Genomic DNA, 24,219 nt, shown 5'->3' with positions numbered 1-24,219 from the left:
TATCTCCCCGTCTCATTTGAGCTCGAAGCCGTTGGCTGCGCGCATTGTCGGCAGGGGCTGCCGCACGGGCGGCGACACGGATGTCGGCGCCAGCGTCCCTTCCATCTTGCCGTCCAACATCAAGTCCGTGCGCGTAGGAGGCGCCAGCTGCGCCGTCGGCAGCACGGCGTCCGCAGGCAAGGGTTTGACCAGGTGCGCGGTAATGACAAACAGCAATTCCGTGCGGTCATGCTGGAAATCCGTGCTGCGAAACAGCGCACCGAGGATAGGCACTTCGCTGAGCCAGGGCACGCCGCTGATGTTGCTCACCTGGTTGTTCTTGATCAGGCCGCCGATGGCGTAGCTCTGGCCGTCGTACAACTGCACCGTGGTCGAGGCGCGCCGCGTGGTGATGACGGGCAAAATAGAGCGCCCGCTGACACCAGCTGCGGAAATGCCCACCCCGTCGCGCGACAGTTCCGACACTTCCGGCGCCACCTTCAGGTTGATGCGCCCGCCCGACAGCACGGTGGGCGTGAAGCGCAGGCCGACGCCATACTCGCGCTCTTCCAGCGTGATCTTGTTATTGTCTTGACCGACGGGAATGAAGATCTTGCCACCGGCCAAAAAACTGCCCTCTTGCCCGCTGATCGCCATCACCGTCGGTTCGGCCAGGATGCGCACCAGGCCATCCTGTTTCTGCGCCGCGATGCTCAGTTGCTGGCCATTCGATTTGCGCACGTCGAGCAAGCCCTTGGCCGTACCGCTCAAAAAATTCGATAGCAAGGTGGTGGCCCAGCTGCCGGACGCAAACCGTAGGGTAGCGCCTGCTTCCAGCCGCTCCAGCAGGGACTTCGACACTTCGGCGATCTGCACGGCCAGCATGACTTGCTGCGGCGCACTGATGTCGAGCATATTGATGACGCGGCTATTCACGCTGCCCGCGCCACCAGCGGGTGCCGTGGCTGCCAGCGGCCCGGCAGCGCCAGCGGCGCTCTTGGGCAGCGCCAGCGGCGACGTTGCGCGACGCACATAAGCGTACGCCAACTCGACGGCGCGCAGCACGGCGCCCGCATCCTGTACCGTACCCGACAGCACCAAGGTGTCGGCCACGGCCGTCACGCGGATGGCTTTTTCTTCCGGCATCAAGGCCGCCAGCGTGGCCTGCAAGCCGGCCGGGTCCATGCTGACGCTGACGTTCACCACGCTGCACACGCCGCTGCGTCCCTGGATGATCATGTTGGTGCTGCCGACGTCGACGCCGAGCATATATAAAGTATCGGGCGCTACCAGCATGGCTTGCAGCACAGCCGGATTGCCAACGCTGCGCGCGAGCACTGTCTCGGGCAGGCGCAGCATGCTCGACTTGCCCACCTGCAACTGCAAGTTACCGGGTGTCGCCGCTTCTCCGCCGCAGCGCAGGCCAGGATCGGCCACCGCGCTGGCAAGCGGTAACAGCAGGCAGCACAGTGTCAGCAGGGCGCGGTTCATGAGCGTGTCCATGGTTGAGCTAGGTAGCTAAAAACATTCGCGCGACTGACGCGTCGCATCGATGACGCCGCTGCACTGGCGCAGTGGCGGCAGCGGCGCCTTCGCCACGCGTACCGGGCGCGGCACCACGGCAGGTAGTGGCACGGCGGCAGGCGCGGAAATCGGCTCGGCTTCGTGCGGCCCGCCCAGCAGGGTCAGCTTGGTGGCGCCCGCCGTCACGCCAGGCTGCGGGTCGACCTGGTTGCGCAGCACCAGCGACAGGCTGCCCACGCTGCGCGCCAGATCGAGGTTTTCCGCCTGTTCCGGCGTCACTTCCAAGGTCACCGCATTGACCACGCGCGGCTTGGTCTCGTCGCGTCCCACTTCCTGCGCCACGGCCAGTACCAGGATACGTTCGAGGACGATCTTGGAAATGTTGCGACTTTGCGGAAACGCGCGATCGCTGGCATCTTGCTGGGTGCTCACGATGATGTCGACATAATTGCCCGGCAAGGCAAAGCCGGCCACGCCGATCACGTCGTTGACGCGCACGGTGATGGCGCGCCGCCCTTGCGTAATCAGGGCCGACAGGCCGCCCAGCGTGCCCACCGGCGCGAACTTGGCTTCGCTCAGCGGCTCGCCGCGCAGCACGCTGGTTTTCAGCACCCGTCCCGCCAGTTTTGTCGGGTCTTGCAGCGCGCCCTGTGGCAAGCTTTCCGCCGGCCACTCGGCCAGGCGCAGCATTTCAGGCGTCAGACGCTGGCCCAGGTTGACATCGCTGGCGGCCACGACGATCTTGCCCTTGCCCGCTGGCGTCTGGCGCAGCAGCCAGTGCGAGGCCAGCAGCACGGCAAGCAGGCCCAGCAAAACCGCCAGGGCCATCATCAGTAGGGCGCGCCGGTTCTTCATGCGATGCGCTCGCACAGGCTGGCGGCCGGTATGTCGCAGCTGGCAAACAAGCTGCTCCAAGCCTGCTCCAGGGTGGCCACTGTCAGGCGCGCTTCGCAGCCGGCAAAGCCAGCAAAGTCGCCTATGCGTGCCAGCAATTCCTGCGGATAACTGGCCAGCAAGGGTCGTCCCTGGGCGCCATGCAACTGTAGCAGATGGTTCAGCGCCGCCTCATTGATGGCCATGCCGACCTGGCGGCATTGCTGGCGGAACAAGGCGCAATAGGCGCTTTCGGCCAGCGGCCCCACCTGCACCTTGTAGCCGATGCGGCGCAGCAAGGTCGGATCGAACAGCTCGCCCGGCGCCACATTCGTGGCTAGCACCAGGGCGTTGTCGAAGGGCACGCTAATCTGCACGCCACCAGGCAGGCCCAGCTGATCGCTGCCACGCGCCAGCAGCCGCGTCAGCAGTTCCGGTGCACCCAGGCGCTGACAGCCCAGGTCGTCGATGATCAGCATGCCGTTATTTGCCCTCACATGTGGCGGCGCCTGGTAACAGCCGCCGCTGGCGTCATGGCGCAGCTCCAGCATGCCGGCGTCGAGCTCGGCACCCACATGGATCACGGGACGCTGACATAGCACCCAGCGAATGTCGGTGCTGCGCCGCTCCAGAGCCTGGCGCGCATGGCTGACATGCTGCGGTGCCGGTGGCAAGTGCTGCGTCGGATCATACAATTGGATAATGTCCTGGCCGACCACGATGGCGTACGGCACGGCGACCAGCCCTTGCAACAATTGTCCCAGTTGCAGCGCCAGCGTCGACTTGCCGCTGCCAGGCGGACCGTACAGCAGCAGCGAGCGCCCCGAGTGCAGCGCCGCCCCCACCACATCGAGCATGCCCGGCGCCGCATGGGTGCAGCGCAGCACGGCAGCGAGGTCATCGCTGCTCACACGCTGCTCCTGCGCCAGCCACGACTGGCGCGCCACCATGGCGCGGTAGGCTTCCAGGGTGACGGGAGCGGCGCCGATATACGCACAGCGCTCGAGGAAGGCGCTGGCGCGCTGCTTGCCGGCAGCCGTCAGCTGGTACTGTACGTCGATCTCGGATTCGCCACGCCAGGCCACTTCGGCCATCTGCTCGGTCAGCATGAAATCGAGCACTTCGCGCAAGACATTGAGCGACAGGCGCAAGCGCGTCGTCAATGCGGACAGGTGCGTCTTGCCGCTCACAAACATCAGCTTGGCGATCAGCTCGACCACCAGCGGGCGCTCCAGGCCTGTTTCGCGCAAGCTTTTCGGCTGCGGCGGCAAGGGCGGCATCAGGTTCGCGTCGGCGGAACGCGGCGCACTCTCGGCGCTGATGGAATAGTCGACCACGGTCATCCTGTGCCTCCAAGCCAGTTAAGACTGCATTGAACAGAAGTCATTCTAGCCAGCGGGGACTGGCACCCATTGATTCAAAGCAATAAATGACAATCAGAAATAATGTCGCCCTTGCACCACCAGGCAGTCCAGGGCAATGGCCAGTCCGTACGGCAAATTACCCACGCTAGCGCTGCTGCCCAATGCGATGGGTAGCAGGGGAATGCCGGCCAGGCGCGCGATCATCGGCCACAACAGCTGGCGCAAATTGCCCAGGCAGGCGCGCCATTTTCCCTGGTAAGTGAGCATCAGCGCGGCCATCAGGCCGCCCAGCACAAAGGTGGCGAAACAGATCAGCAGCACGGGCCACGGACCGGCGAAGGCACCCACCATGGCGACCAGCTTGACGTCGCCTGCGGCCATCCCGCGCAGCACGTATAAAGGCAGGAACAGGAAGAAGCCCGTCGCCATGCCACCGAACACCAACTGCGGCACGCGGTGCGGCCACAGCCACCAATGCAAAGCCAGCGCGGCCAGCATGCCAGCGAGCACCAGCCAATTCGGAATTTTGCGTTGGATCAAATCACTGACGGCGGCAGCCGTCACAAAGCACAACAACAGCAGGTCGCACAAGGCAGTTGCAGGCATGGCACACTCCCTGAAAAAAACCCGCCACCGGACTACGTGCCGGCCAGCGGCGGGCACCCGCTTAGGGCGTCAATACCAGGTTCGACGAAATGTCGGTGAGGACGGCCAGCAAATTGGTCTTGATCAGCAAGAAACCGGCCGTAATAGCGGTTGCCATCACGGCCGCAATCAAGCCGTATTCGATGGCCGTAATGCCATCCTCATCCTTGAGAAACTGCTGTACTGCCGACAGGAAGGTATGCATGACAAACTCCCAAAAGTGAATCACAAGTCCCTGGCACAATCGGGTGTAAAACATTGCTCATTCCAGCTAACATGTTTCCTGCCGTAAATTTCTGCGCCATTGCATAGACTATAAAGCGCCCACGTTTTGGCAAATTGACGCGTCACAAGTTTCCACATGGAAATTATCAAACCTTGTTGAAATGAAGCCTGACGCGAACAGATGCTGCGATCAGGATTGAAAGCCTTCGTCAGGGCAAGTTTTTTGCAACGCGGCGCATGAATCTCATGTATTTTCATGAAATATTGCATACGTTAATTGCCTATTAGGCAAAAAGACATTATCCTGCTTAGCTCTCCTTTGGAAAGGCCTCTCGCCCTGCGGTAAAGAGCGTCATGCCACCAAATAAATCTTGCTTTCTTGTAGACGGACGCGAACATGCTCTTGCTTGACGCAATGCTGTTATGACAACACTTGTGTGACTACTTTTCAGAGAACGACAATGGATTCCCTACTGAAACACATGGTGGACATGACCGGGCACCGCGACCACACGATGCTCGACATCTCGGTGATATCGGCGGTGCAGGAACTCGCTTGCGCGTCGCAGACCCGTGTGCTGGCACTCACCCCCCTGCAGGGCAAGATATACGTGCGGTCGCGGGCCGTCATCGTGGCCGGCAGCGTGGCGCGCATGGAAGATAATCCCGATCCGTCGCTGCCGGGGGAACCGCTGTCGGACTATCCAGCGCTGGCCGCGTGCATCGCGTGCCATGAGGTGAGCGCCGACACCTTGTGCGCAGACGGCCGGCACTTGCTGTGGCTGCCCATCTGGATCGGCGACCAAGTCACCACCTGCCTGGAAATCACCAACCCCACACCCTACACGGGCGCCACCATCCAGGTGATTGGGGGCATCGTCAGCGTGTACCGCAATTTCCAGAACCTGCTCGACTACAGCGAACGCGATTCACTCACCGGCTTGTTAAATCGCAAGACTTTCGACGACCAACTGGCGAAAATCCTGCAAAACCATGGTGAACAGGAAACGGAGAAGCAGCGTCCCGTCGATGAAGAACGGCGCCATCATACGGACATGGAACGGCAATGGCTGGCCGTGATCGACGTCGATCATTTCAAAATGGTCAATGATAAGTTTGGCCACCTGTATGGCGATGAAGTGCTGATCCTGATCGCCAACCAGCTGCAATCATCGTTCCGCTCGCAAGATCGCATCTTCCGCTTCGGCGGCGAAGAATTCGTCGTGCTGCTGCGCTCGATCACCCTGGAAAATGCGCAGAAAATCATCGACCGCTTCCGCGCCAATGTCGAAGCACACGACTTCCCGCAAGTGGGCAGAGTGACCGTCAGCGTGGGCTTCGTCAGCCTCAATGCCTACGAGGCGCCCGTCATCATTCTCGGACGTGCCGACCAGGCTCTGTACTACGCGAAAAGCCATGGCCGCAACCTGGCTTGCCACTATGACGAGCTGGTCGAAAAGGGCCTGTTGTCGGCGATTGCCTCCAATGACACAGCGGAATTTTTTTGAGTGTTGAACACCTGAGAAAACGTCCATGGCGGCGTTGCAGGCGCTCTCAGTCAAAAACAAAAAAACCTGATCAGGCGTCCGCAAGGGAGAGAAAGCGCATGGGATCGACCTGCCACTTGGCAGCCGACTCATGGCCGACGATCTTGTCGCCGCCGCCGAAGCCGAAGCCGCGCGACAAATCGAGCGTTTCCGGCTTGATGTAGGCATTGCTCTTGGTACTGAAAAATACATTCACCTTTGGCGCCAGCAGGTTGCTCTCGTGCGCCTCGATGACGACGGCCAGACGGCCCGATTCCAGCATCACCATGGTGCCCACCGGATAAATCCCCACACAGCGCATGAAATCCTGCGCAAACACAGGATTGAAATGGAATTTGCTCCATTCATAAATCTTGCGCAAGGCTTCGGCGGCGGCGATGCCCTTGTGATAGCTGCGGTCGGACGTCAGCGCGTCATACACGTCGACGATGGCGGCCATCTGCGCCAACTCGCTGATGGCATCACCTGCCAACTGGTCGGGGTAGCCGCTGCCGTCGCGCCGCTCATGGTGGTGCAGGGTGATGTCGAGGGGAATCGGGCCCAGCTCGGGCACGCGGCACAGGATGTCGTAGCCATCGCGCGGATGGCGCTTGATCAGGGCAAATTCTTCCGTCGTCAGGGGGCCGGGTTTGTTCAGCACGCTGTCAGACACCAGCGCCTTGCCCGTGTCGTGCAGCAAGCCGCCCAGGCCGGCCTGGTGCGTGGTGGCACTATCGACACCGCGCGAGCGGCAAAACGCCACCAGTAGCGCGCATACGCTAACGGAATGCAAGAAGGTGTAATCGTCCTTGCTCTTGATACGCAACAAGCCGACCAAGGCACCGGGATTGCGCAAGATCGATTCGGTGATATCTTGCACCGTGTGCTGCACGCGGTCGATCTCGACGGCCTTGCCCAGGCGCACATCGGCCATCACCGTGCGCACCAGGCTCGATGCCTGCCGCCGCACTTGGGCGGCGCGCGCCAGCTCCATGCCCAGCGACACGCGCGTGACCACCTGTGGCGCAGTAGCGATCAGCACCAGTTCGCGTTCCGTCTCGGCCTGCGCCTGCGCGACGGTTGGCGCATCCTCCACATCGAGGCCCTTGCCGCTATCGATCACCACGTCGTGGATGCCGGCTTGCACAATCTTGCTGATTTCTTCGTCGCTGCGCAACAGGAAACGGTTGCGCACGAACGGATGCGTCATCCAATCGCAACTGAGGTCGTGGATATACATACCCACTTTTAGCTGAGACGAATCCACTTTCTTGAGCATGCTGTCATCCCACAAATGCGCGCCTGGAACACCGAAGGCGCTAGAATGAGTATAACAAAATTGTTATTCTGCTGGCCACGTTTGGCGCTGCGGCGCAACATCGTGTTTTTTCCTGTCACCGCGCTGTTGTCGGCAAACTTGCCGGGCAATGGCGCATGCACCGCTTCTGGGACCCATGGAACTGCGCCAATTACGCTACTTTGTTGCTATCGTCGACCATGGCTCGCTGTCGCGCGCAGCCCTGATCCTGCATGTGGCGCAGCCGGCCCTGACGCAGCAGCTGCGCCAACTGGAGGAAGAACTGGGGGTGCAGCTGCTGCACCGCTCGGCCCAGGGGGTGCTCAGCACGGATGCGGGCAAGGTCTTTTACGAACACGCGCAGGCGATCCTGAAACAGGTGGCCGACGCCCGTTCAGCCGTCACGCAAAGCGCCACGCGACCGTCCGGCAATGTCACCCTCGGCTTGCCGCATAGCATCTCCGGCGCGCTCGCCCTGCCCTTGCTGCTGGCCGCGCGCGAACGCTACCCCGAAATCACGCTGCAGCTGACGGAAGAGATCACGGGCAACCTGAACGAACAATTGAAATCGGGCCGCATCAACCTGGCCGTACTGTTTGACGATGGCCAGTTGACGCCCTTTGCCTGCAGCCCTTTAGTGGAAGAAGAGATGCGTTTTATCTGCCGCAGCGATTCGCCCTTCGCGCCTGCGGGCCTGGCCCTATCGTTCCCACAGGCATTGCGCGCCACCCTGATCCTGCCCGGCTTGCAGCATGGCGTGCGTCCGCGCATCGACAGCCGCGCCCGCGAACTGGGCCTGGAGACAGCGAACGTGATCGAGATCAACTCGATCGCCATCCTGAAATCGGCCATCCTGGCTGGCATGGGCGCCACCATCCTGCCGGCCGCGCCCCTGCTGGCCGAACTGGACAGCGGCGCCATGCGCAGCTATGCCATCCACAGCCCCGTGCTGTCGCGCACGGTGGCGCTGTGCGCGTCGAAGAACATTCCCCTGACGAATGCAGGCAACGCCGTCAAAAACCTGGTGCTGCAAGTGGCCGCCGAGCTGTGCGGCAGCGGACGCTGGGTGGGGGCGCACGTGCTATCCGCGTAGCATCGTGCACGCAGTGCAGTAAAGTACTAAAAACACTATCAATTATTTCCACAAGGAAATATCATGCTGCATTATCTATTTCATAATAATGCCTTATGCCATTCCTTCGCCCTACCTTATCTTTCCTGTTTGTCTGCACTGGCGCCCTTAGCACATGGCACGGCGCCACGGCGGGCGTACCAGAAACATCCATGCCCGCCTTCGAATTGCTGGTGCGCGATATCAACCAGCCTATCAAGAATGAGGATATCGACGTCATCGCCTTCATGTCACCGGAAGAATGCACGCCAGCCACCACCAAGAACCTGTTCGGTAAAGTCTTAGCGATGGACAATACTTCCATGCTGCATAGCTGGACCTGCCGCGCACTGGTCGAAGCGGCCGCAGATCCGACGCAAAAACTGGCGTTCATCCCCTCGTTGTCGAGCGCAAAACAGCCTTCCGCGCTGGCTACCGCGCTGGCATTGCCAGCGAGCCCGACGGGACGCCGCTATGCCGCCCTCGTCGATTGGCATATCGAAAACGTCTCCTCAACGTCAAGCTGCAGCTTCATCGCCTGCGTTTTTTCCTTCACCATGAGCAGCGAAATCGCTGTCGTTGACCGCCTCGACAACAAGTTGATCTGGCACTCTATCCAGAATATTCCCAGTGCCATTTTCTCCGATCACTATGATGAAAAAACTGGCCCGACCATGGGACCGGAGGCGATCTCCAGGGCACTCATTCCTGTACTGGCAGAAAACCAGGCGCAGCGCAGGGACGCCGCCGGCTTGCTCCGCAGCACGGCAATGGAAGCTGATCCGGCCGTCGCACCTCCCGGCACGGCCCTGAATACAAAAGCCAACCTGATCATCTTCAACGACTACAGCAACATCAGCAAGCATAGCAGCGATGCTTATTACGGGCGTCCGTACCATCTGAAGGCACAGCACTTGCCAGAAAAAACCAATTTCGCTTTTTATAATGCCGTCTACAAGAGTTACGTTGCCTTGCAATTAGTACCCGGGAAATACGAAGTGTCTTTCACGACAGAACCGTATAGCGTGGATATCGAAGCCGGCGGCGCCCCTGTGTATCTGCGTTTATCCAGAGGACTGTTCAACAAAACGAATGTGGACAGAATCGATGCCGCCCAGGCCCTGACGCTGGCCCTGAAGTCGACCAATCTTCTCTTGCCGGAAGCGACACCTGCGTCCCACCCGCAGCGGGCTCGCCCCGTTTACTGGACGCAGCCCTAAGCGTGCCTTGCTGCATGGCCTGTCTTGCAGCGCAAGGCAGGCCATCATTTTTTCTTATACCCCCATCGCCAAAGCGTATTTGCTCCTTCCCCACGCGCGTTCTACACTGAGCACATTAACTATTTTATATTTAATATAGTTATGTGCCGCCCACACGCGGCCATCCCGTCTGCACAGCGCGCGCCTTACCGGGCGCGGCCCTGGTACAGCCGCTATCTGAAACACCCTTTTGGAGACAGCCATGTCCGTGACCACGGAAAACGGCTCCGCAGCGTTCGCTAGAAACGCCGGTGCCGCGCCATCTACACCGCTTGAATCTTCCCGCTTGACCAGCGTCAGCCTCGACGACAAATACACGGCCACTTCCGGCGCCATCTTCCTGTCCGGCATCCAGGCCCTGGTGCGCCTGCCCATGATGCAGCGCCTGCGCGACCAGGCCGCTGGCCTCAACACGGCCGGCTTCATTTCCGGCTACCGTGGCTCGCCCTTAGGCGGCCTCGACGAGAACCTGTGGAAAGCCAAGAAACAGCTGGAAGCACACCACGTGCAGTTCGTGCCCGGCGTCAACGAAGACTTGGCGGCCACGGCCGTCTGGGGTTCGCAGCAAGTCGATCTGATCGGCCCGGCCAAGTACGACGGCGTGTTCGCCATGTGGTACGGCAAGGGCCCGGGCGTGGACCGCTGCGGCGATGTCTTCAAGCACATGAACCATGCAGGCACGTCAAAACTGGGCGGCGTGCTGCTGGTGGCCGGCGACGACCATGGCGCGTATTCGTCGACCCTGCCGCACCAATCCGACCATCTGTTCTCTGCCTCAATGATCCCCGTCTTGTATCCTTGCAATGTGCAGGAATATCTGGACCTGGGCATCCACGGCTGGGCCATGTCACGCTTTTCCGGCTGCACGGTAGCCTTCAAGGCGCTGGCCGATACGGTCGAGTCGTCGGCTTCCATCGATGCCGATCCGTTCCGCGTAGAAGTGAAAATTCCGCAGGATTTCGTCATGCCCGAAGGCGGCCTGAACGCACGCCTGTCGAGCATCCCGCTGGGCCAGCAGGCGCGCAATCAGGAAGCGCTGATGCAGGACTACAAGATCTATGCGGCCCTGGCCTACGCGCGCGAAAACAAGCTCAACCACACCACCATCGACAGCCCGAACGCCAAGCTGGGCATCATCGCTTCCGGTAAGTCCTATCTCGACGTGCTCGAAGCGCTGGAAGAGCTGGGCATCGACGAGCAGATGGCGGCCGCTGTCGGCATGCGCCTGTTCAAGGTGGCCATGCCGTGGCCGCTGGAACCGGACAGCGTGCGTGAGTTTGCGCAAGGTCTCGATGAAATTCTCGTGGTGGAAGAGAAGCGCCAAATCGTCGAATACCAGTTGAAAGAGCAGCTGTACAACTGGCGCGACGACGTGCGTCCGCGTGTCATCGGCAAGTTCGATGAAAAAGGCGAATGGGTGGCGCCGCGCGGCGAATGGCTGCTCACCTCCAAGGTGGACTTTTCCGTCTCGCAAGTGGCACGTGTCATCGCCAGTCGCATCGCGCGCCTGATTTCCGATCCCGTCACCTGCGACCTGATCAAGGCGAGATTGAGTTTCCTCGACGCCAAGGACGCGGTCCTGAAAAAGGCCGTGAATACGCCATTCCGTCCCGCCTTCTACTGCTCCGGCTGCCCGCACAATACCTCGACCAAGGTGCCGGACGGCAGCCTGGCCCTGGCTGGCATCGGCTGCCACGTGATGGCCACCTCGATCTACCCGGAAATGAACAAGCTGACCACGCACATGGGCGGCGAGGGCGCGCCGTGGATCGGGCAAGCCGCGTTTTCCACACTGCCGCACGTGTTCCAGAACTTGGGCGACGGCACGTATTTCCACTCGGGCTACTTGGCCATCCGCGCCGCGCAAGCCGCCAAGGTCAATATCACCTACAAGATTCTGTACAACGACGCCGTCGCCATGACGGGCGGCCAGCCGGTGGACGGCCTCATCACCGTGCCGATGATGGCGCAGCAAGTGGCAGCCGAAGGCATCGCCCGCATCGCGCTGGTGACGGAAGATTTAAGCCGCTACAGCGACCGCAGCAACTTGCCCGCGCACCTGACTTTGCATGACCGCAAGGACATGGATGCCGTGCAGCGCGAATTGCGCGAGGTGCAAGGCGTGTCCGTGCTGATCTACGACCAGACCTGTGCGGCCGAGAAACGCCGGCGCCGGAAAAAAGGCGAGTATCCGGACATCGCCAAACGCATGGTCATCAACGATGCCGTCTGCGAAGGCTGTGGCGACTGCGGCGTGCAGTCGAACTGCGTGTCTATCTTGCCGAAAGAGACGCAATTTGGACGCAAGCGCACCATCGATCAATCCTCGTGCAACAAGGATTACTCGTGCGCCAAGGGTTTTTGCCCCAGCTTCGTCACCGTCGAGGGCGGCAGCCTGAAGAAAACCAAGACGGGTGCCGGCAAGACGGGCGAGACGGACAACTTCGGCCCCCTGCCGGAACCCGTCCTGCCCGCCTGCGACGCACCGTATAACATCCTCATCAATGGCATCGGCGGCACGGGCGTCATCACCGTGGGCGCGCTGATGGGCATGGCGGCCCACCTGGAAGGCAAGGGCGCGTCCGTGCTGGACATGACGGGCATGTCGCAAAAGAACGGTTCCGTCACCTCGCACGTGAAAATTGCAAAATCCCCCGCGCACATCCGCGCCCAGCGCATCGCCACGGGTGAAGCGGACCTGATTTTAGGCTGCGACATGCTGACGGCCGGCGCGCACGATGCCGTATCAAAGATGCGCCCTGGCCGCAGCCTGGCCGTCGTCAACCTGCACGAGCAACCGCCGGGCACGTTTGCGCAGAATGCCGACTGGCAATATCCGACGGCGGAAGTGCGCCAGTTGATCGAAGAATCCGTGGGCGGCGCCGACGCGGCCGACTTCATCGACGCCACCAAATTGGCTACCGCGCTGATGGGCGACTCGATTGCCGCCAACCTGTTCATGCTCGGCTACGCCTGGCAAAAGGGCCGCATTCCATTGACAGAAGCGGCGCTGCTGCGCGCCATCGAATTGAATGGCGTGGGTATAGAGTCGAACAAGAAAAGTTTCCTGTGGGGCCGCCGCGCCGCCATCGACGTGCGTCGTGTCACGCAGATCGCCACGCCGTCGCAAGCCATCCTTGTGCAAATGCCGCAAAGCCTCGATAGCGTCATCAAGAAGCGCGTGGAGTTCCTTACCGCCTACCAGAACGCCACGTACGCGGACGGTTATCTGACCCTGGTAAAACAGGTGCGCGACCGGGAAAACACCCTGGGACTGGGGCAGAAACTGTCGATGGCTGTCGCCAAGAGCTATTTCAAATTGCTGGCCTACAAGGACGAGTATGAAGTGGCGCGCCTGTACACGGATGGCCATTTCGTGGAGCAATTGCAGCAGCAGTTCGAAGGGAATTTTTCGGTGAAATTCAACCTGGCGCCGCCGCTGTTTGCCAAGAAAGATGCGAAGGGGCATCTGGTAAAAGCGGAGTTCGGTTCCTGGATGTGGCGCGCCTTCAAGCTGCTGGCCAAAGCCAAGGGTCTGCGCGGCGGCACCTTCGACGTCTTCGGCTATACAAACGAGCGCAAGATGGAACGCGCGCTGATCGTCGAATACCGCGAATTGCTGGCCGGCCTGCTGGTCAACCTGACTGCGGAGAACCTGGCGACCTGCGTGGAACTGGTTTCGCTGCCAGAGAAAATCCGCGGCTTCGGCCACGTCAAGGAAGCGGCCGTCGCCACCTACCGCCAGGACAAAGTGAGATTGTTGGCTGTGCTGGCCGATGGCAGGAAGCACGTGGCGTAAATTAGCAAACCCGCAGCCAGCGCTGCTTGAATAAAAAACGCCGGACCTCTGAACTGACCCCGTAAAGTTGGACGGTTAAGTTTGTTAGGCGGCCAAGGGCTGGGTTCTGTATTGCACGGGACTCAGCCCTTTTAGTTTCATCTTAATACGGTCGTGATTATAGTAGTGAATGTATTTCTTGATGCCGGTTTGTAGCTCTTCGACGCTGCTGAATTTGTTCAGGTAAAAGAACTCCGATTTCAGCACTGCGAAGAAGCTCTCCATTGCCGCGTTATCGAGGCAGTTGCCCTTACGCGACATGCTTTGCACAACGTGCTTGTTCCGCAACGCCCGCTGATACGCAGGCATTCGGTATTGCCATCCCTGGTCCGAATGAAGAATGGGGTTCTCGCCCGCTTTAAGCTTCGCCAGCGCCTTCTTGAGCATGACACCCACCAGTTCGAACGCTGGCCGCCTGGCGGTCTCAAATGCAACGATTTCGCCGTTGTACAAGTCCATCACCGGAGATAGATACAGCTTCTCGCCAGAGACATTGAATTCCGTCACGTCGGTGACCCATTTCTGATTGGCGCATGGTGCATCAAATTGCCGCTTCAGAACGTTAGGGGCAGCGTGGCCTACTTCGCCTTTGTACGAACGGTATTTCTTTGGCCGCACCAGTGACTTGAGACCGAGCTTGCCCATCATGCTTTGAACGGTCTTGTGGTTGACCTTTTCGCCCAGCTGCCGAATCGCCGCTGTGACCCTCCGATAGCCGTAGCGCCCCTTATGGAAGGCAAAGATGATGCCAATCTGCTTTTTCAGTTCCTGATGCTTGTCGCAGACCTGCGCCGCCTTCTGTTGATAGTAAAAAGTGCTGCGCGCCAAGCCGGCCAGCTTGAGCAGGCCAGCCAGGGGAAAGTGCTGCCTTAGTTCAATAATTACTTGCGCTTTTTGCGTGCTGTCGCCTGCGGTAGCTGCTGTGATTGAACTAAGGCCCGCAACTTTTTTAGGTAGGCCACCTCCATGCGCAACTGATTCACCTCTGCGACCAACTCCTCGTGGGTACGCTCTGAATCATTAACGGGCAAAGATGGCTTTGTGTCTGGAGGGCTGGGCATTTTCGTGGGTCTGCCACGGCGACGTGGCATGAGGGCGTCTATACCGCCCGTATGATAGCAGCGCTCCCATACGCCCACGGCGGCATGATGCCGAATATTGAAAACTGCAGCAGTCTTGCCATAAGACAAGTCATTGGCCCACATATGTTGCAATACCGAAAGCTTGAAGTCTGCATCATAGTGGCTGAACTTCTTTCGCAAGCCGTCCTCACCATGCTGGCGAAATAGTCCCACCCACTTGCGAACCATGGAGTAAGGAACACCATGCTGGTTCGCCAAGAATTGGAAACCACTCGCGCCGGCAAGGTATTGCTTGACCACTGCCAGCTTGAACTGTTCTGCGTACTTCGACATGAAAAACCCCAATAGGTTGGTGTCCAACTTATTGGGGTCAGTTCACCTCGGCTCTGCGTTTTTTTATGCGTCGGGACAACGTCCCACCGTCGCCCCCGGCAACAGCACCGGTTGCCAGATTTCCTGCAGCTTTTCCGGCGGCGTGCCGGCCAGCAAGGATTGCAGCATTTCGACCATCTTGGCGCCGGCGCGGCGCAGGTCGGGCTGGGCTATGGTGGTGACGTTGATGCCGATCAAGGTGTCTTCCACATTGCCCCAGACGATGACGGAGATTTCCTTGCCGATCTCGATGCCCGCATCCATCAGAGCGCGCACCACGCCTACGCCGGACAAATGGTTGTCGACGATCACGGCCGTGGGACGCGGCGAGCAAGCCAGTAATTGCTGCATGGCCTGGTAGCCGCTGCGGCGATCGAAGGTATTGTCGAGCAGATAATTGGGGTCCAGCGGCAAGCCCGCCTGCGCCATGCAGCGGATAAAGCTTTCCTTACGCTCGTAGGCGAAATGCAATTCCAGCGGCGCGCTCAGCAGGGCGATGCGCTGGTGGCCGTGTGCCGTCAGGAAGGACACGGCCAGGTCGATGCCCGTGTCATGGTCGTAGTCAAAATACGCGTACGGCGCGTCGATGCGCGTGCGGCCATTGGCCACAAAGGGAAAACCCACCTTGGTCAAATACGCGATGCGCTCATCGATCACCTTGGTGCGGCCCACCACCAGGCCATCGACCTGGCGTCCGCGCACCATCGTTTCATATGAGGGCTGTTCGTTCGGCGGCGACACGGGGGCGATAATGAGGCTCATCTTCGACGCTTCGACTGCGTCTGACATGCCATTGACCACGGAAAGAAAGACGCTGTCGCCCAGGTCGCTGGGCAGCAAGGGATAGATCATGCCCAGCACATTGGTACGGCCAACGGCCAGGCTGCGCGCCAGCGGATTGGGCCGGTAGCCGACTTTCTTGGCTGCGGCCAGGACGATTTCACGGGTGCGGGAATTGACTTCCGGATAGCCGTTCAACGCCCGGCTGACTGTCGTTTTCGACATGCCGAGGGCAATTGCGAGGCTCTTGAGATTCATGTATTAACTACCTGTCTGTATGGCAAAAGAAACCAACTCTAGCCGACAATTATAGCCCAGGGCGCTAAGCAGGCCGGGCATTACCGAGCACCACAATGGTAAAAAAACAACAACATATTGACACGCTGAAGAGGAGCTTTTGACGCGCGCCATTTTCGCTGCGTCCACAAAATGGCAGCGACGATGACATACAGCCAGTAGCTATGAGCGACAGCGTGTGCTCACTTTAAAAAGATGCGCACTGACTTAAAAATGCTATTTTGGCAACACAAGACGTGCACAATAAAATTATCAAGAAAGCATAATTAACTGGAACTATGCGAGAATCTATCCTAGTCTTGATGCAGGTAAATATTATCTGGCGACATGTCGCGCCTCACCGGCCTGCCCTTCCCCCTCTGCGCACGCCTGGGCCTACTTTCAAAGGTGAACAATATGGTCACGCTAACGTCCGTCAATAATCTGCAAGCCTCGCTGGCCACGGCACAGCGCAAGGTCGAGCAAGGCCAGAACCAGGTACAGCGCGACAGTGAACAGCTGGCGCAAAGCCGCCAATCGCTGGCGCGGGAACAGGAAACCTTGAGCCGGACACAGCGCAGCAGCCGGCAAGCCCAGGACAGCGACACGCGCATCGTCAAGGCGCCGCAGTTGGACCAAGCGATCAAAGTGGCCATACCGCAACAACTGAGCCAGGCAGCGCCGAAAAGCGCGCCCCAGCTGAACAGTTATGGCCAGAGTCTGGGCCGCCTGATCAATGTGACGGCCTGAGCCGTTCTTACCGGGCCATCTCCTCTTCCAGCATCGCCAACCACCATTTATTCCCCTTCTTTGGCTACGTCAAGTCGACCGCCTAGCTCAGCGTCTGCACGGGCACGACAGGGGCCGGCGGCGTGCTGTCGGGCTTATCGCAACAAACCAGATCCATATCAGCTTGAACATTGCTACCGTACCGAGCTTGTGCATCTGCACGGAATTGTGCAACTTGCCTGCGTGGCGTTGTAACGACGAGCTTGGGGAAGAAGTTGGTGCCACTGGCCCAGTGTGCAAGGTGCCAGCACGCATGACGATCAGGAACCCGAAGACTAAGCTGCGCTGCATGCCTATACGAGCAATGAATAAAACACAGGGATAAAGTTGCACTACACAGTACAGTTCCCATTTCTGGCAAAGTAAACCGAGAGGTGTAAAATATTGTTTTCAAAGGAGATTTCCCGCCATGGCCGCACCGCAACGCCTCACCGACCGCAAGCGCGTCGCCATCGTCGATGCCGCCATCGCCGAGTTTCGCGAGCACGGTTTTGACGCGACCAGCATGGACAAGATCGCCGCCACGGCCGCCGTTTCCAAGCGCACCGTATACAACCATTTTCCCAGCAAAGACGGTTTGTTCGCGGAAATCCTGCAGCGTATGTGGGAAAGCATCGTGGCACAGCCTGCCGTACCCTACGTCGCGGACCAGCCACTGCGACCGCAGGTGCTGGCCTTGGTCGAGCAGAAAATGGTCTTGCTATGCGACCCGGCATTCATCGACCTAGCACGTGTCATCTGTGGCGAAACCATCCACTCGCCCGAGCGTGCGCAAGCGATGGTGGCACGCCTGAATGAAAAGGAAACAGGCCTCAATATCTGGATCCGTGCGGCGCAGCAAGATGGGCGCATCAAGGCGGGCGACACGCTGGAAGTGGCACACCTGCTGATGTCGCCACTGAAGACCTTTGCATTCTGGCCGCAAATCACCCTAGGTGAACCTTTGCTGGGCCCGGCACGCCAACACGAAGTGACGCAACTGGCTGTCGACATCTTCCTGTGCTACTACAGCGTGGCAAAACCGACTGCATAAACAGGCGGCAACTGGGCAGACACCGCCTGCCGATGTTCTTCCTCATCTCCGCAATGCCAGACTGCCGACAATACAAAGACGCATGGCATAAAATAGAACAGCGTAAACAAGGAGGCCAGGCATGACGATTACCCCGGAAGAACTAGCCGTGCTGATGCAGGAAGTGGAAGTGGCCGATCCCATCGATTTTGCCGACCTGCCCTTTGACGAGCAGGAATTGCGCGGCCTGATCGCCAACCACCTGTGCGAGATGGCCGATGCCATGGAAAGTTTCAGCCCGGAAGACCGCAACCTGGCCCTGCTGGCGGTGGCGGCCAAGCTGGTGCTGGAAAACCTCGTATTGCACGTGCAACTACTGCGCCGCCACGGCTTGCCCGTCAGCGACAGCGTGGACACGCTGCTGCAGCGGCTCAAGGGCGGCAAACCCTCCTGAGTCAAGCCCCCGTGCGCACAGCGCACGCCTCGATGGTGACCGGTTTCACACATGACAAAGGCAGCGCATAGCGCTGCTTTTACTAAAACCGGCAGACGAAAAAAAACCCCACCATTGCTGGCAGGGTTTTTCTCTAGGTGCAACAGCCGGGAGCTGTTGCACCAAATAACAAGCCTGACGATAACCTACTTTCACACTGGTTGCAGCACTATCATCGGCGCAAAGTTGTTTCACGGTCCTGTTCGGGATGGGAAGGGGTGGGACCAACTTGCTATGGTCATCAGGCATAACTTGTACTGGCATTTGTCTCCTGTAGGACGACAAAGCCTGAATCTGGAAGAAGCAAAGATTTTTGGGTAATGAATGGTATCAACAAACTCACAACGTTGTACCGTCTTATCCTCTGTACCTGCTAAGGTTATAGGGACAAGCCGTACGGGCAATTAGTACTGGTTAGCTTAATGCATTACTGCACTTCCACACCCAGCCTATCAACGTCCTGGTCTCGAACGACCCTTCAAAGAGCTCAAGGCTCTGGGAAATCTCATCTCAAGGCAAGTTTCCCGCTTAGATGCTTTCAGCGGTTATCTCTTCCGAACTTAGCTACCCGGCAATGCCACTGGCGTGACAACCGGTACACCAGAGGTTCGTCCACTCCGGTCCTCTCGTACTAGGAGCAGCCCCCTTCAAATTTCCAACGCCCACGGCAGATAGGGACCAAACTGTCTCACGACGTTTTAAACCCAGCTCACGTACCACTTTAAATGGCGAACAGCCATACCCTTGGGACCGGCTACAGCCCCAGGATGTGATGAGCCGACATCGAGGTGCCAAACTCCCCCGTCGATATGAACTCTTGGGAGGAATCAGCCTGTTATCCCCAGAGTACCTTTTATCCGTTGAGCGATGGCCCTTCCATACAGAACCACCGGATCACTATGTCCTACTTTCGTACCTGCTCGACTTGTCAGTCTCGCAGTTAAGCACGCTTATGCCATTGCACTATCAACACGATGTCCGACCGTATCTAGCGTACCTTCGAACTCCTCCGTTACACTTTAGGAGGAGACCGCCCCAGTCAAACTGCCTACCATGCACTGTCCCCGATCCGGATAACGGACCAAGGTTAGAACCTCAAACAAACCAGGGTGGTATTTCAAGGTTGGCTCCACGAGAACTAGCGTCCCCGCTTCAAAGCCTCCCACCTATCCTACACAGATTGGTTCAAAGTCCAATGCAAAGCTACAGTAAAGGTTCATGGGGTCTTTCCGTCTAGCCGCGGGTAGATTGCATCATCACAAACATTTCAACTTCGCTGAGTCTCGGGAGGAGACAGTGTGGCCATCGTTACGCCATTCGTGCAGGTCGGAACTTACCCGACAAGGAATTTCGCTACCTTAGGACCGTTATAGTTACGGCCGCCGTTTACTGGGACTTCAATCAAGAGCTTGCACCCCATCATTTAATCTTCCAGCACCGGGCAGGCGTCACACCCTATACGTCCACTTTCGTGTTTGCAGAGTGCTGTGTTTTTATTAAACAGTCGCAGCCACCAGTTTATTGCAACCCTTTCACCCTCATGGAGTAAACCAATCAAGCTACCGGGGCGTACCTTTTCCCGAAGTTACGGTACCAATTTGCCGAGTTCCTTCTCCCGAGTTCTCTCAAGCGCCTTAGAATACTCATCTCGCCCACCTGTGTCGGTTTGCGGTACGGTCTCGTATGACTGAAGCTTAGAGGCTTTTCTTGGAACCACTTCCGATTGCTTCGTGAACAAGTTCACTCGTCTCAACCCCTTGAATTGCGCACCCGGATTTGCCTAAGTGCCTTCTATGAGCCAAAAACCAACTATTCCAACAGTTGGACAACCTTCCGCGATCCGTCCCCCCATCGCATCATACGACGGTGCAGGAATATTAACCTGCTTCCCATCAGCTACGCATCTCTGCCTCGCCTTAGGGGCCGACTCACCCTGCTCCGATGAACGTTGAACAGGAAACCTTGGGCTTACGGCGTGGAGGCTTTTCACCCCCATTATCGCTACTCATGTCAGCATTCGCACTTCTGATACCTCCAGCATCCTTTACAAGACACCTTCGCAGGCTTACAGAACGCTCTCCTACCATATGTGCGCTCCTTTAAATACACTCGATGTTCGCAAGAGCTTTGGTCTCTACTAACTTGCTTCGCAAGTAAGTATTGCCCAGCTCTGCTTTATCAATGCGCTTAAAGGAGCGCACATATCCGCAGCTTCGGTGACTGGCTTAGCCCCGTTACATCTTCCGCGCAGGACGACTCGATCAGTGAGCTATTACGCTTTCTTTAAATGATGGCTGCTTCTAAGCCAACATCCTGACTGTTTTAGCCTTCCCACTTCGTTTTCCACTTAGCCAATCTTTGGGACCTTAGCTGGCGGTCTGGGTTGTTTCCCTCTTGACGCCGGACGTTAGCACCCGACGTCTGTCTCCCAAGCTCGCACTCATCGGTATTCGGAGTTTGCAATGGTTTGGTAAGTCGCAATGACCCCCTAGCCATAACAGTGCTCTACCCCCGATGGTGATACTTGAGGCACTACCTAAATAGTTTTCGGAGAGAACCAGCTATTTCCAAGTTTGTTTAGCCTTTCACCCCTACCCACAGCTCATCCCCTAATTTTTCAACATTAGTGGGTTCGGACCTCCAGGGCGTGTTACCGCACCTTCATCCTGGCCATGAGTAGATCACTTGGTTTCGGGTCTACACCCAGCGACTGATCGCCCTATTCGGACTCGATTTCTCTACGGCTTCCCTATGCGGTTAACCTTGCCACTGAATGTAAGTCGCTGACCCATTATACAAAAGGTACGCAGTCACGGAACAAGTCCGCTCCTACTGTTTGTATGCACACGGTTTCAGGATCTATTTCACTCCCCTTCCGGGGTTCTTTTCGCCTTTCCCTCACGGTACTGGTTCACTATCGGTCGATTACGAGTATTTAGCCTTGGAGGATGGTCCCCCCATATTCAGACAGGATGTCACGTGTCCCGCCCTACTTGTCGTACGCTTAGTATCACCGGTCCGATTTCACATACGGGGCTATCACCCACTATGGCTCCTATTTCCAGAGGATTCTGTTATCGGTCCGACTATCACGTACAGGCTCTTCCCATTTCGCTCGCCGCTACTTTGGGAATCTCGGTTGATTTCTTTTCCTGCAGCTACTTAGATGTTTCAGTTCGCCGCGTTCGCCTTGCATACCTATGTATTCAGTATGCAATACCCTAAAAGGGTGGGTTGCCCCATTCGGAAATCTGCGGATCAAAGTGTGTTTGCTCACTCCCCGCAGCTTATCGCAAGCTACTACGTCCTTCATCGCCTGTAATCGCCAAGGCATCCACCATGTGCACTTATTCGCTTGTCCCTATAACGTTAGCCTCTGTTCACCGAGGTGACCAAAGAGCGCTACAGGGATAAGAAAGTACAACGTTGTTGCTTGTTTGTTGATACATACAATCATTACCCATCGATTTGCTTTTTACGGCAAACCGATCAATAAATAATCTTTACTTCTTCCAGATTGTTAAAGAACGAAACAGCTTTGATCGCTAAAAGATCAAACCTAAACCACAGTCTTGTTGACTGGCTTACGTTTGCACTTTCAAAGTATTGGTGGAGGATGACGGGATCGAACCGACGACCCCCTGCTTGCAAAGCAGGTGCTCTCCCAGCTGAGCTAATCCCCCTGTGCGTATTACATTACTGGTAGGTCTGGCTGGACTAGTGTCCACCTTACCCCCGGGTTTGTATTTACTGGTAGGGCTGGTTGGACTCGAACCAACGACCCCCGCGTTATCAACACGGTGCTCTAACCAGCTGAGCTACAGCCCCAACGCGGTGCTACTACGACTACTGTTTCTTCTTAATTAAACAGCCGATAAGTGTGAACATTTGATGCGTGAATCATTGCTGATTCGTGCAAACTCTAGAAAGGAGGTGATCCAGCCGCACCTTCCGATACGGCTACCTTGTTACGACTTCACCCCAGTCACGAATCCTACCGTGGTAAGCGCCCTCCTTACGGTTAAGCTACCTACTTCTGGTAAAACCCGCTCCCATGGTGTGACGGGCGGTGTGTACAAGACCCGGGAACGTATTCACCGCGACATGCTGATCCGCGATTACTAGCGATTCCAACTTCATGCAGTCGAGTTGCAGACTACAATCCGGACTACGATACACTTTCTGCGATTAGCTCCCCCTCGCGGGTTGGCGGCGCTCTGTATGTACCATTGTATGACGTGTGAAGCCCTACCCATAAGGGCCATGAGGACTTGACGTCATCCCCACCTTCCTCCGGTTTGTCACCGGCAGTCTCATTAGAGTGCCCTTTCGTAGCAACTAATGACAAGGGTTGCGCTCGTTGCGGGACTTAACCCAACATCTCACGACACGAGCTGACGACAGCCATGCAGCACCTGTGTACTGGCTCTCTTTCGAGCACTCCCAAATCTCTTCAGGATTCCAGCCATGTCAAGGGTAGGTAAGGTTTTTCGCGTTGCATCGAATTAATCCACATCATCCACCGCTTGTGCGGGTCCCCGTCAATTCCTTTGAGTTTTAATCTTGCGACCGTACTCCCCAGGCGGTCTACTTCACGCGTTAGCTGCGTTACCAAGTCAATTAAGACCCGACAACTAGTAGACATCGTTTAGGGCGTGGACTACCAGGGTATCTAATCCTGTTTGCTCCCCACGCTTTCGTGCATGAGCGTCAATCTTGACCCAGGGGGCTGCCTTCGCCATCGGTGTTCCTCCACATATCTACGCATTTCACTGCTACACGTGGAATTCTACCCCCCTCTGCCAGATTCTAGCCTTGCAGTCTCCAATGCAATTCCCAGGTTGAGCCCGGGGATTTCACATCAGACTTACAAAACCGCCTGCGCACGCTTTACGCCCAGTAATTCCGATTAACGCTTGCACCCTACGTATTACCGCGGCTGCTGGCACGTAGTTAGCCGGTGCTTATTCTTCAGGTACCGTCATTAGCAAAAGATATTAGCTCTCACCGTTTCTTCCCTGACAAAAGAGCTTTACAACCCGAAGGCCTTCTTCACTCACGCGGCATTGCTGGATCAGGCTTTCGCCCATTGTCCAAAATTCCCCACTGCTGCCTCCCGTAGGAGTCTGGACCGTGTCTCAGTTCCAGTGTGGCTGGTCGTCCTCTCAGACCAGCTACTGATCGATGCCTTGGTAGGCTTTTACCCTACCAACTAGCTAATCAGATATCGGCCGCTCCACGAGCATGAGGTCTTGCGATCCCCCACTTTCATCCTTAGATCGTATGCGGTATTAGCGTAACTTTCGCTACGTTATCCCCCACTCTAGGGTACGTTCCGATATATTACTCACCCGTTCGCCACTCGCCACCAGAGCAAGCTCCGTGCTGCCGTTCGACTTGCATGTGTAAGGCATGCCGCCAGCGTTCAATCTGAGCCAGGATCAAACTCTTCAGTTTAATCTCTGTTACTTTGCCGTTTTACCGGCACCATCATTGCTGATGGGTCGCTCACTCAAAAAACTGACAGGCCACTACTTTCGTAGCGCCTATTTCATTATTTCTTGTGAACATTTGATATTTTAAGTTTTACAGCGATCCGAAGATCGCTGCTGCACTTACATCAAATGCCCACACTTATCGACTGTTAATTGTTAAAGAACGTATTCGGTACTACTTATTTACCACTCTCGCGCTATCGACAAAGCGTTGTGTTTGTCAGCTGCGAAGAAGAAAGAGTATGAAGCATTTCGCTAAATCCGTCAACCTTCTTTTTT

General features: G+C 57.5%; 15 protein-coding genes, 2 tRNA genes, 3 rRNA genes and 1 pseudogene. 7 read left to right on the top strand and 14 right to left on the bottom strand.

Translation table 11 applies throughout. The features are described from left to right. Window positions 1-12 precede the first annotated feature (12 nt). From H4V96_RS00105 to H4V96_RS00080, 6 genes are all read right to left on the bottom strand, one after another. Window positions 13-1,470, bottom strand: a complete 1,458-nt coding sequence (locus tag H4V96_RS00105) for a type II and III secretion system protein family protein (protein ID WP_196856926.1) — start codon at window positions 1,468-1,470, stop codon at window positions 13-15. A 27-nt stretch (window positions 1,471-1,497) separates the two neighbouring features. Further along, window positions 1,498-2,358 carry a Flp pilus assembly protein CpaB gene (gene cpaB, locus H4V96_RS00100; RefSeq protein WP_196856925.1) on the bottom strand — a complete coding sequence of 287 codons (861 nt, stop codon included), beginning with the start codon at window positions 2,356-2,358 and terminating at the stop codon, window positions 1,498-1,500. Continuing rightward, window positions 2,355-3,719 (bottom strand): ATP-binding protein, encoded by a 1,365-nt coding sequence (locus H4V96_RS00095; protein WP_196856924.1) that lies wholly within the window; start codon window positions 3,717-3,719, stop codon window positions 2,355-2,357. Before H4V96_RS00095 ends, cpaB begins: the two co-directional genes overlap by 4 nt. 93 nt (window positions 3,720-3,812) lie before the next feature. Beyond that, window positions 3,813-4,346 (bottom strand): A24 family peptidase, encoded by a 534-nt coding sequence (locus H4V96_RS00090; RefSeq protein ID WP_280720626.1) that lies wholly within the window; start codon window positions 4,344-4,346, stop codon window positions 3,813-3,815. A 61-nt stretch (window positions 4,347-4,407) separates the two neighbouring features. After that, window positions 4,408-4,590 (bottom strand): Flp family type IVb pilin, encoded by a 183-nt coding sequence (locus H4V96_RS00085; protein ID WP_010394067.1) that lies wholly within the window; start codon window positions 4,588-4,590, stop codon window positions 4,408-4,410. Window positions 4,591-4,610: 20 nt separating this feature from the next. Beyond that, window positions 4,611-4,868, bottom strand: a complete 258-nt coding sequence (locus H4V96_RS00080) for a hypothetical protein (protein ID WP_196856922.1) — start codon at window positions 4,866-4,868, stop codon at window positions 4,611-4,613. Window positions 4,869-5,071: 203 nt separating this feature from the next. Between H4V96_RS00080 and H4V96_RS00075 the strand changes: the two genes are divergently transcribed. Continuing rightward, window positions 5,072-6,118: a GGDEF domain-containing protein gene (locus H4V96_RS00075; protein WP_196856921.1), complete on the top strand. Its 1,047-nt coding sequence runs from the start codon at window positions 5,072-5,074 to the stop codon at window positions 6,116-6,118. Window positions 6,119-6,188: 70 nt separating this feature from the next. On the opposite strand, the gene H4V96_RS00070 is transcribed toward H4V96_RS00075, so the two are convergent. Further along, a complete protein-coding gene (locus H4V96_RS00070; protein ID WP_029496101.1) occupies window positions 6,189-7,415 on the bottom strand; it encodes an HD-GYP domain-containing protein in 1,227 nt (408 codons plus the stop codon). 175 nt (window positions 7,416-7,590) lie between these two features. On the opposite strand from H4V96_RS00070, the gene H4V96_RS00065 reads away from it, so the two are divergent. The 3 genes from H4V96_RS00065 to H4V96_RS00055 all read left to right on the top strand — a co-directional run bounded on the left by H4V96_RS00065 (window position 7,591) and on the right by H4V96_RS00055 (window position 13,602). Beyond that, entirely contained in the window at window positions 7,591-8,526 is a 936-nt protein-coding gene (locus tag H4V96_RS00065) for a LysR substrate-binding domain-containing protein (RefSeq protein ID WP_029496100.1), read from the top strand. Window positions 8,527-8,717: 191 nt separating this feature from the next. Further along, on the top strand, window positions 8,718-9,764 hold the full coding sequence (locus H4V96_RS00060; RefSeq protein WP_196856920.1) for a hypothetical protein: 1,047 nt from the start codon (window positions 8,718-8,720) through the stop codon (window positions 9,762-9,764). Window positions 9,765-10,005: 241 nt separating this feature from the next. After that, the gene (locus H4V96_RS00055; protein ID WP_196856919.1) at window positions 10,006-13,602 is read left to right on the top strand and encodes an indolepyruvate ferredoxin oxidoreductase family protein; all 3,597 of its coding nucleotides are present in this window, start codon (window positions 10,006-10,008) and stop codon (window positions 13,600-13,602) included. Between the two features lie 84 nt (window positions 13,603-13,686). Here the strand turns inward: H4V96_RS00055 and H4V96_RS00050 are convergent. Next, window positions 13,687-15,056: pseudogene (locus tag H4V96_RS00050) on the bottom strand (IS3 family transposase). Window positions 15,057-15,119: 63 nt separating this feature from the next. Next, on the bottom strand, window positions 15,120-16,133 hold the full coding sequence (locus tag H4V96_RS00045) for a substrate-binding domain-containing protein (RefSeq protein ID WP_029496099.1): 1,014 nt from the start codon (window positions 16,131-16,133) through the stop codon (window positions 15,120-15,122). Window positions 16,134-16,568: 435 nt separating this feature from the next. On the opposite strand from H4V96_RS00045, the gene H4V96_RS00040 reads away from it, so the two are divergent. From H4V96_RS00040 to H4V96_RS00030, 3 genes are all read left to right on the top strand, one after another. Further along, on the top strand, window positions 16,569-16,901 hold the full coding sequence (locus H4V96_RS00040) for a hypothetical protein (RefSeq protein WP_029496098.1): 333 nt from the start codon (window positions 16,569-16,571) through the stop codon (window positions 16,899-16,901). A 448-nt stretch (window positions 16,902-17,349) separates the two neighbouring features. After that, on the top strand, window positions 17,350-17,973 hold the full coding sequence (locus tag H4V96_RS00035) for a TetR/AcrR family transcriptional regulator (RefSeq protein ID WP_010394049.1): 624 nt from the start codon (window positions 17,350-17,352) through the stop codon (window positions 17,971-17,973). Window positions 17,974-18,094: 121 nt separating this feature from the next. Further along, entirely contained in the window at window positions 18,095-18,406 is a 312-nt protein-coding gene (locus H4V96_RS00030) for a hypothetical protein (RefSeq protein ID WP_010394047.1), read from the top strand. A 172-nt stretch (window positions 18,407-18,578) separates the two neighbouring features. Here the strand turns inward: H4V96_RS00030 and rrf are convergent. The 5 genes from rrf to H4V96_RS00005 form a co-directional block, all read right to left on the bottom strand. Next, a 5S ribosomal RNA gene (gene rrf, locus H4V96_RS00025) occupies window positions 18,579-18,691 on the bottom strand. A 137-nt stretch (window positions 18,692-18,828) separates the two neighbouring features. Further along, window positions 18,829-21,806, bottom strand: a 23S ribosomal RNA gene (locus H4V96_RS00020). Window positions 21,807-22,052: 246 nt separating this feature from the next. Further along, window positions 22,053-22,128: transfer RNA gene (locus H4V96_RS00015), tRNA-Ala, on the bottom strand. Between the two features lie 68 nt (window positions 22,129-22,196). Then, window positions 22,197-22,273: transfer RNA gene (locus H4V96_RS00010), tRNA-Ile, on the bottom strand. Window positions 22,274-22,371: 98 nt separating this feature from the next. Beyond that, a 16S ribosomal RNA gene (locus H4V96_RS00005) occupies window positions 22,372-23,902 on the bottom strand. The 16S, 23S and 5S rRNA genes sit together here with 2 tRNA genes alongside, the layout of an rRNA operon. Between the last annotated feature and the right edge of the window lie 317 nt (window positions 23,903-24,219).

This window comes from Janthinobacterium sp. CG_23.4 (assembly GCF_029892305.1).
Classification (GTDB): Bacteria; Pseudomonadota; Gammaproteobacteria; order Burkholderiales; family Burkholderiaceae_D; genus Janthinobacterium; species Janthinobacterium lividum_D.
This window is presented reverse-complemented; position numbering and strand designations above follow the sequence as displayed.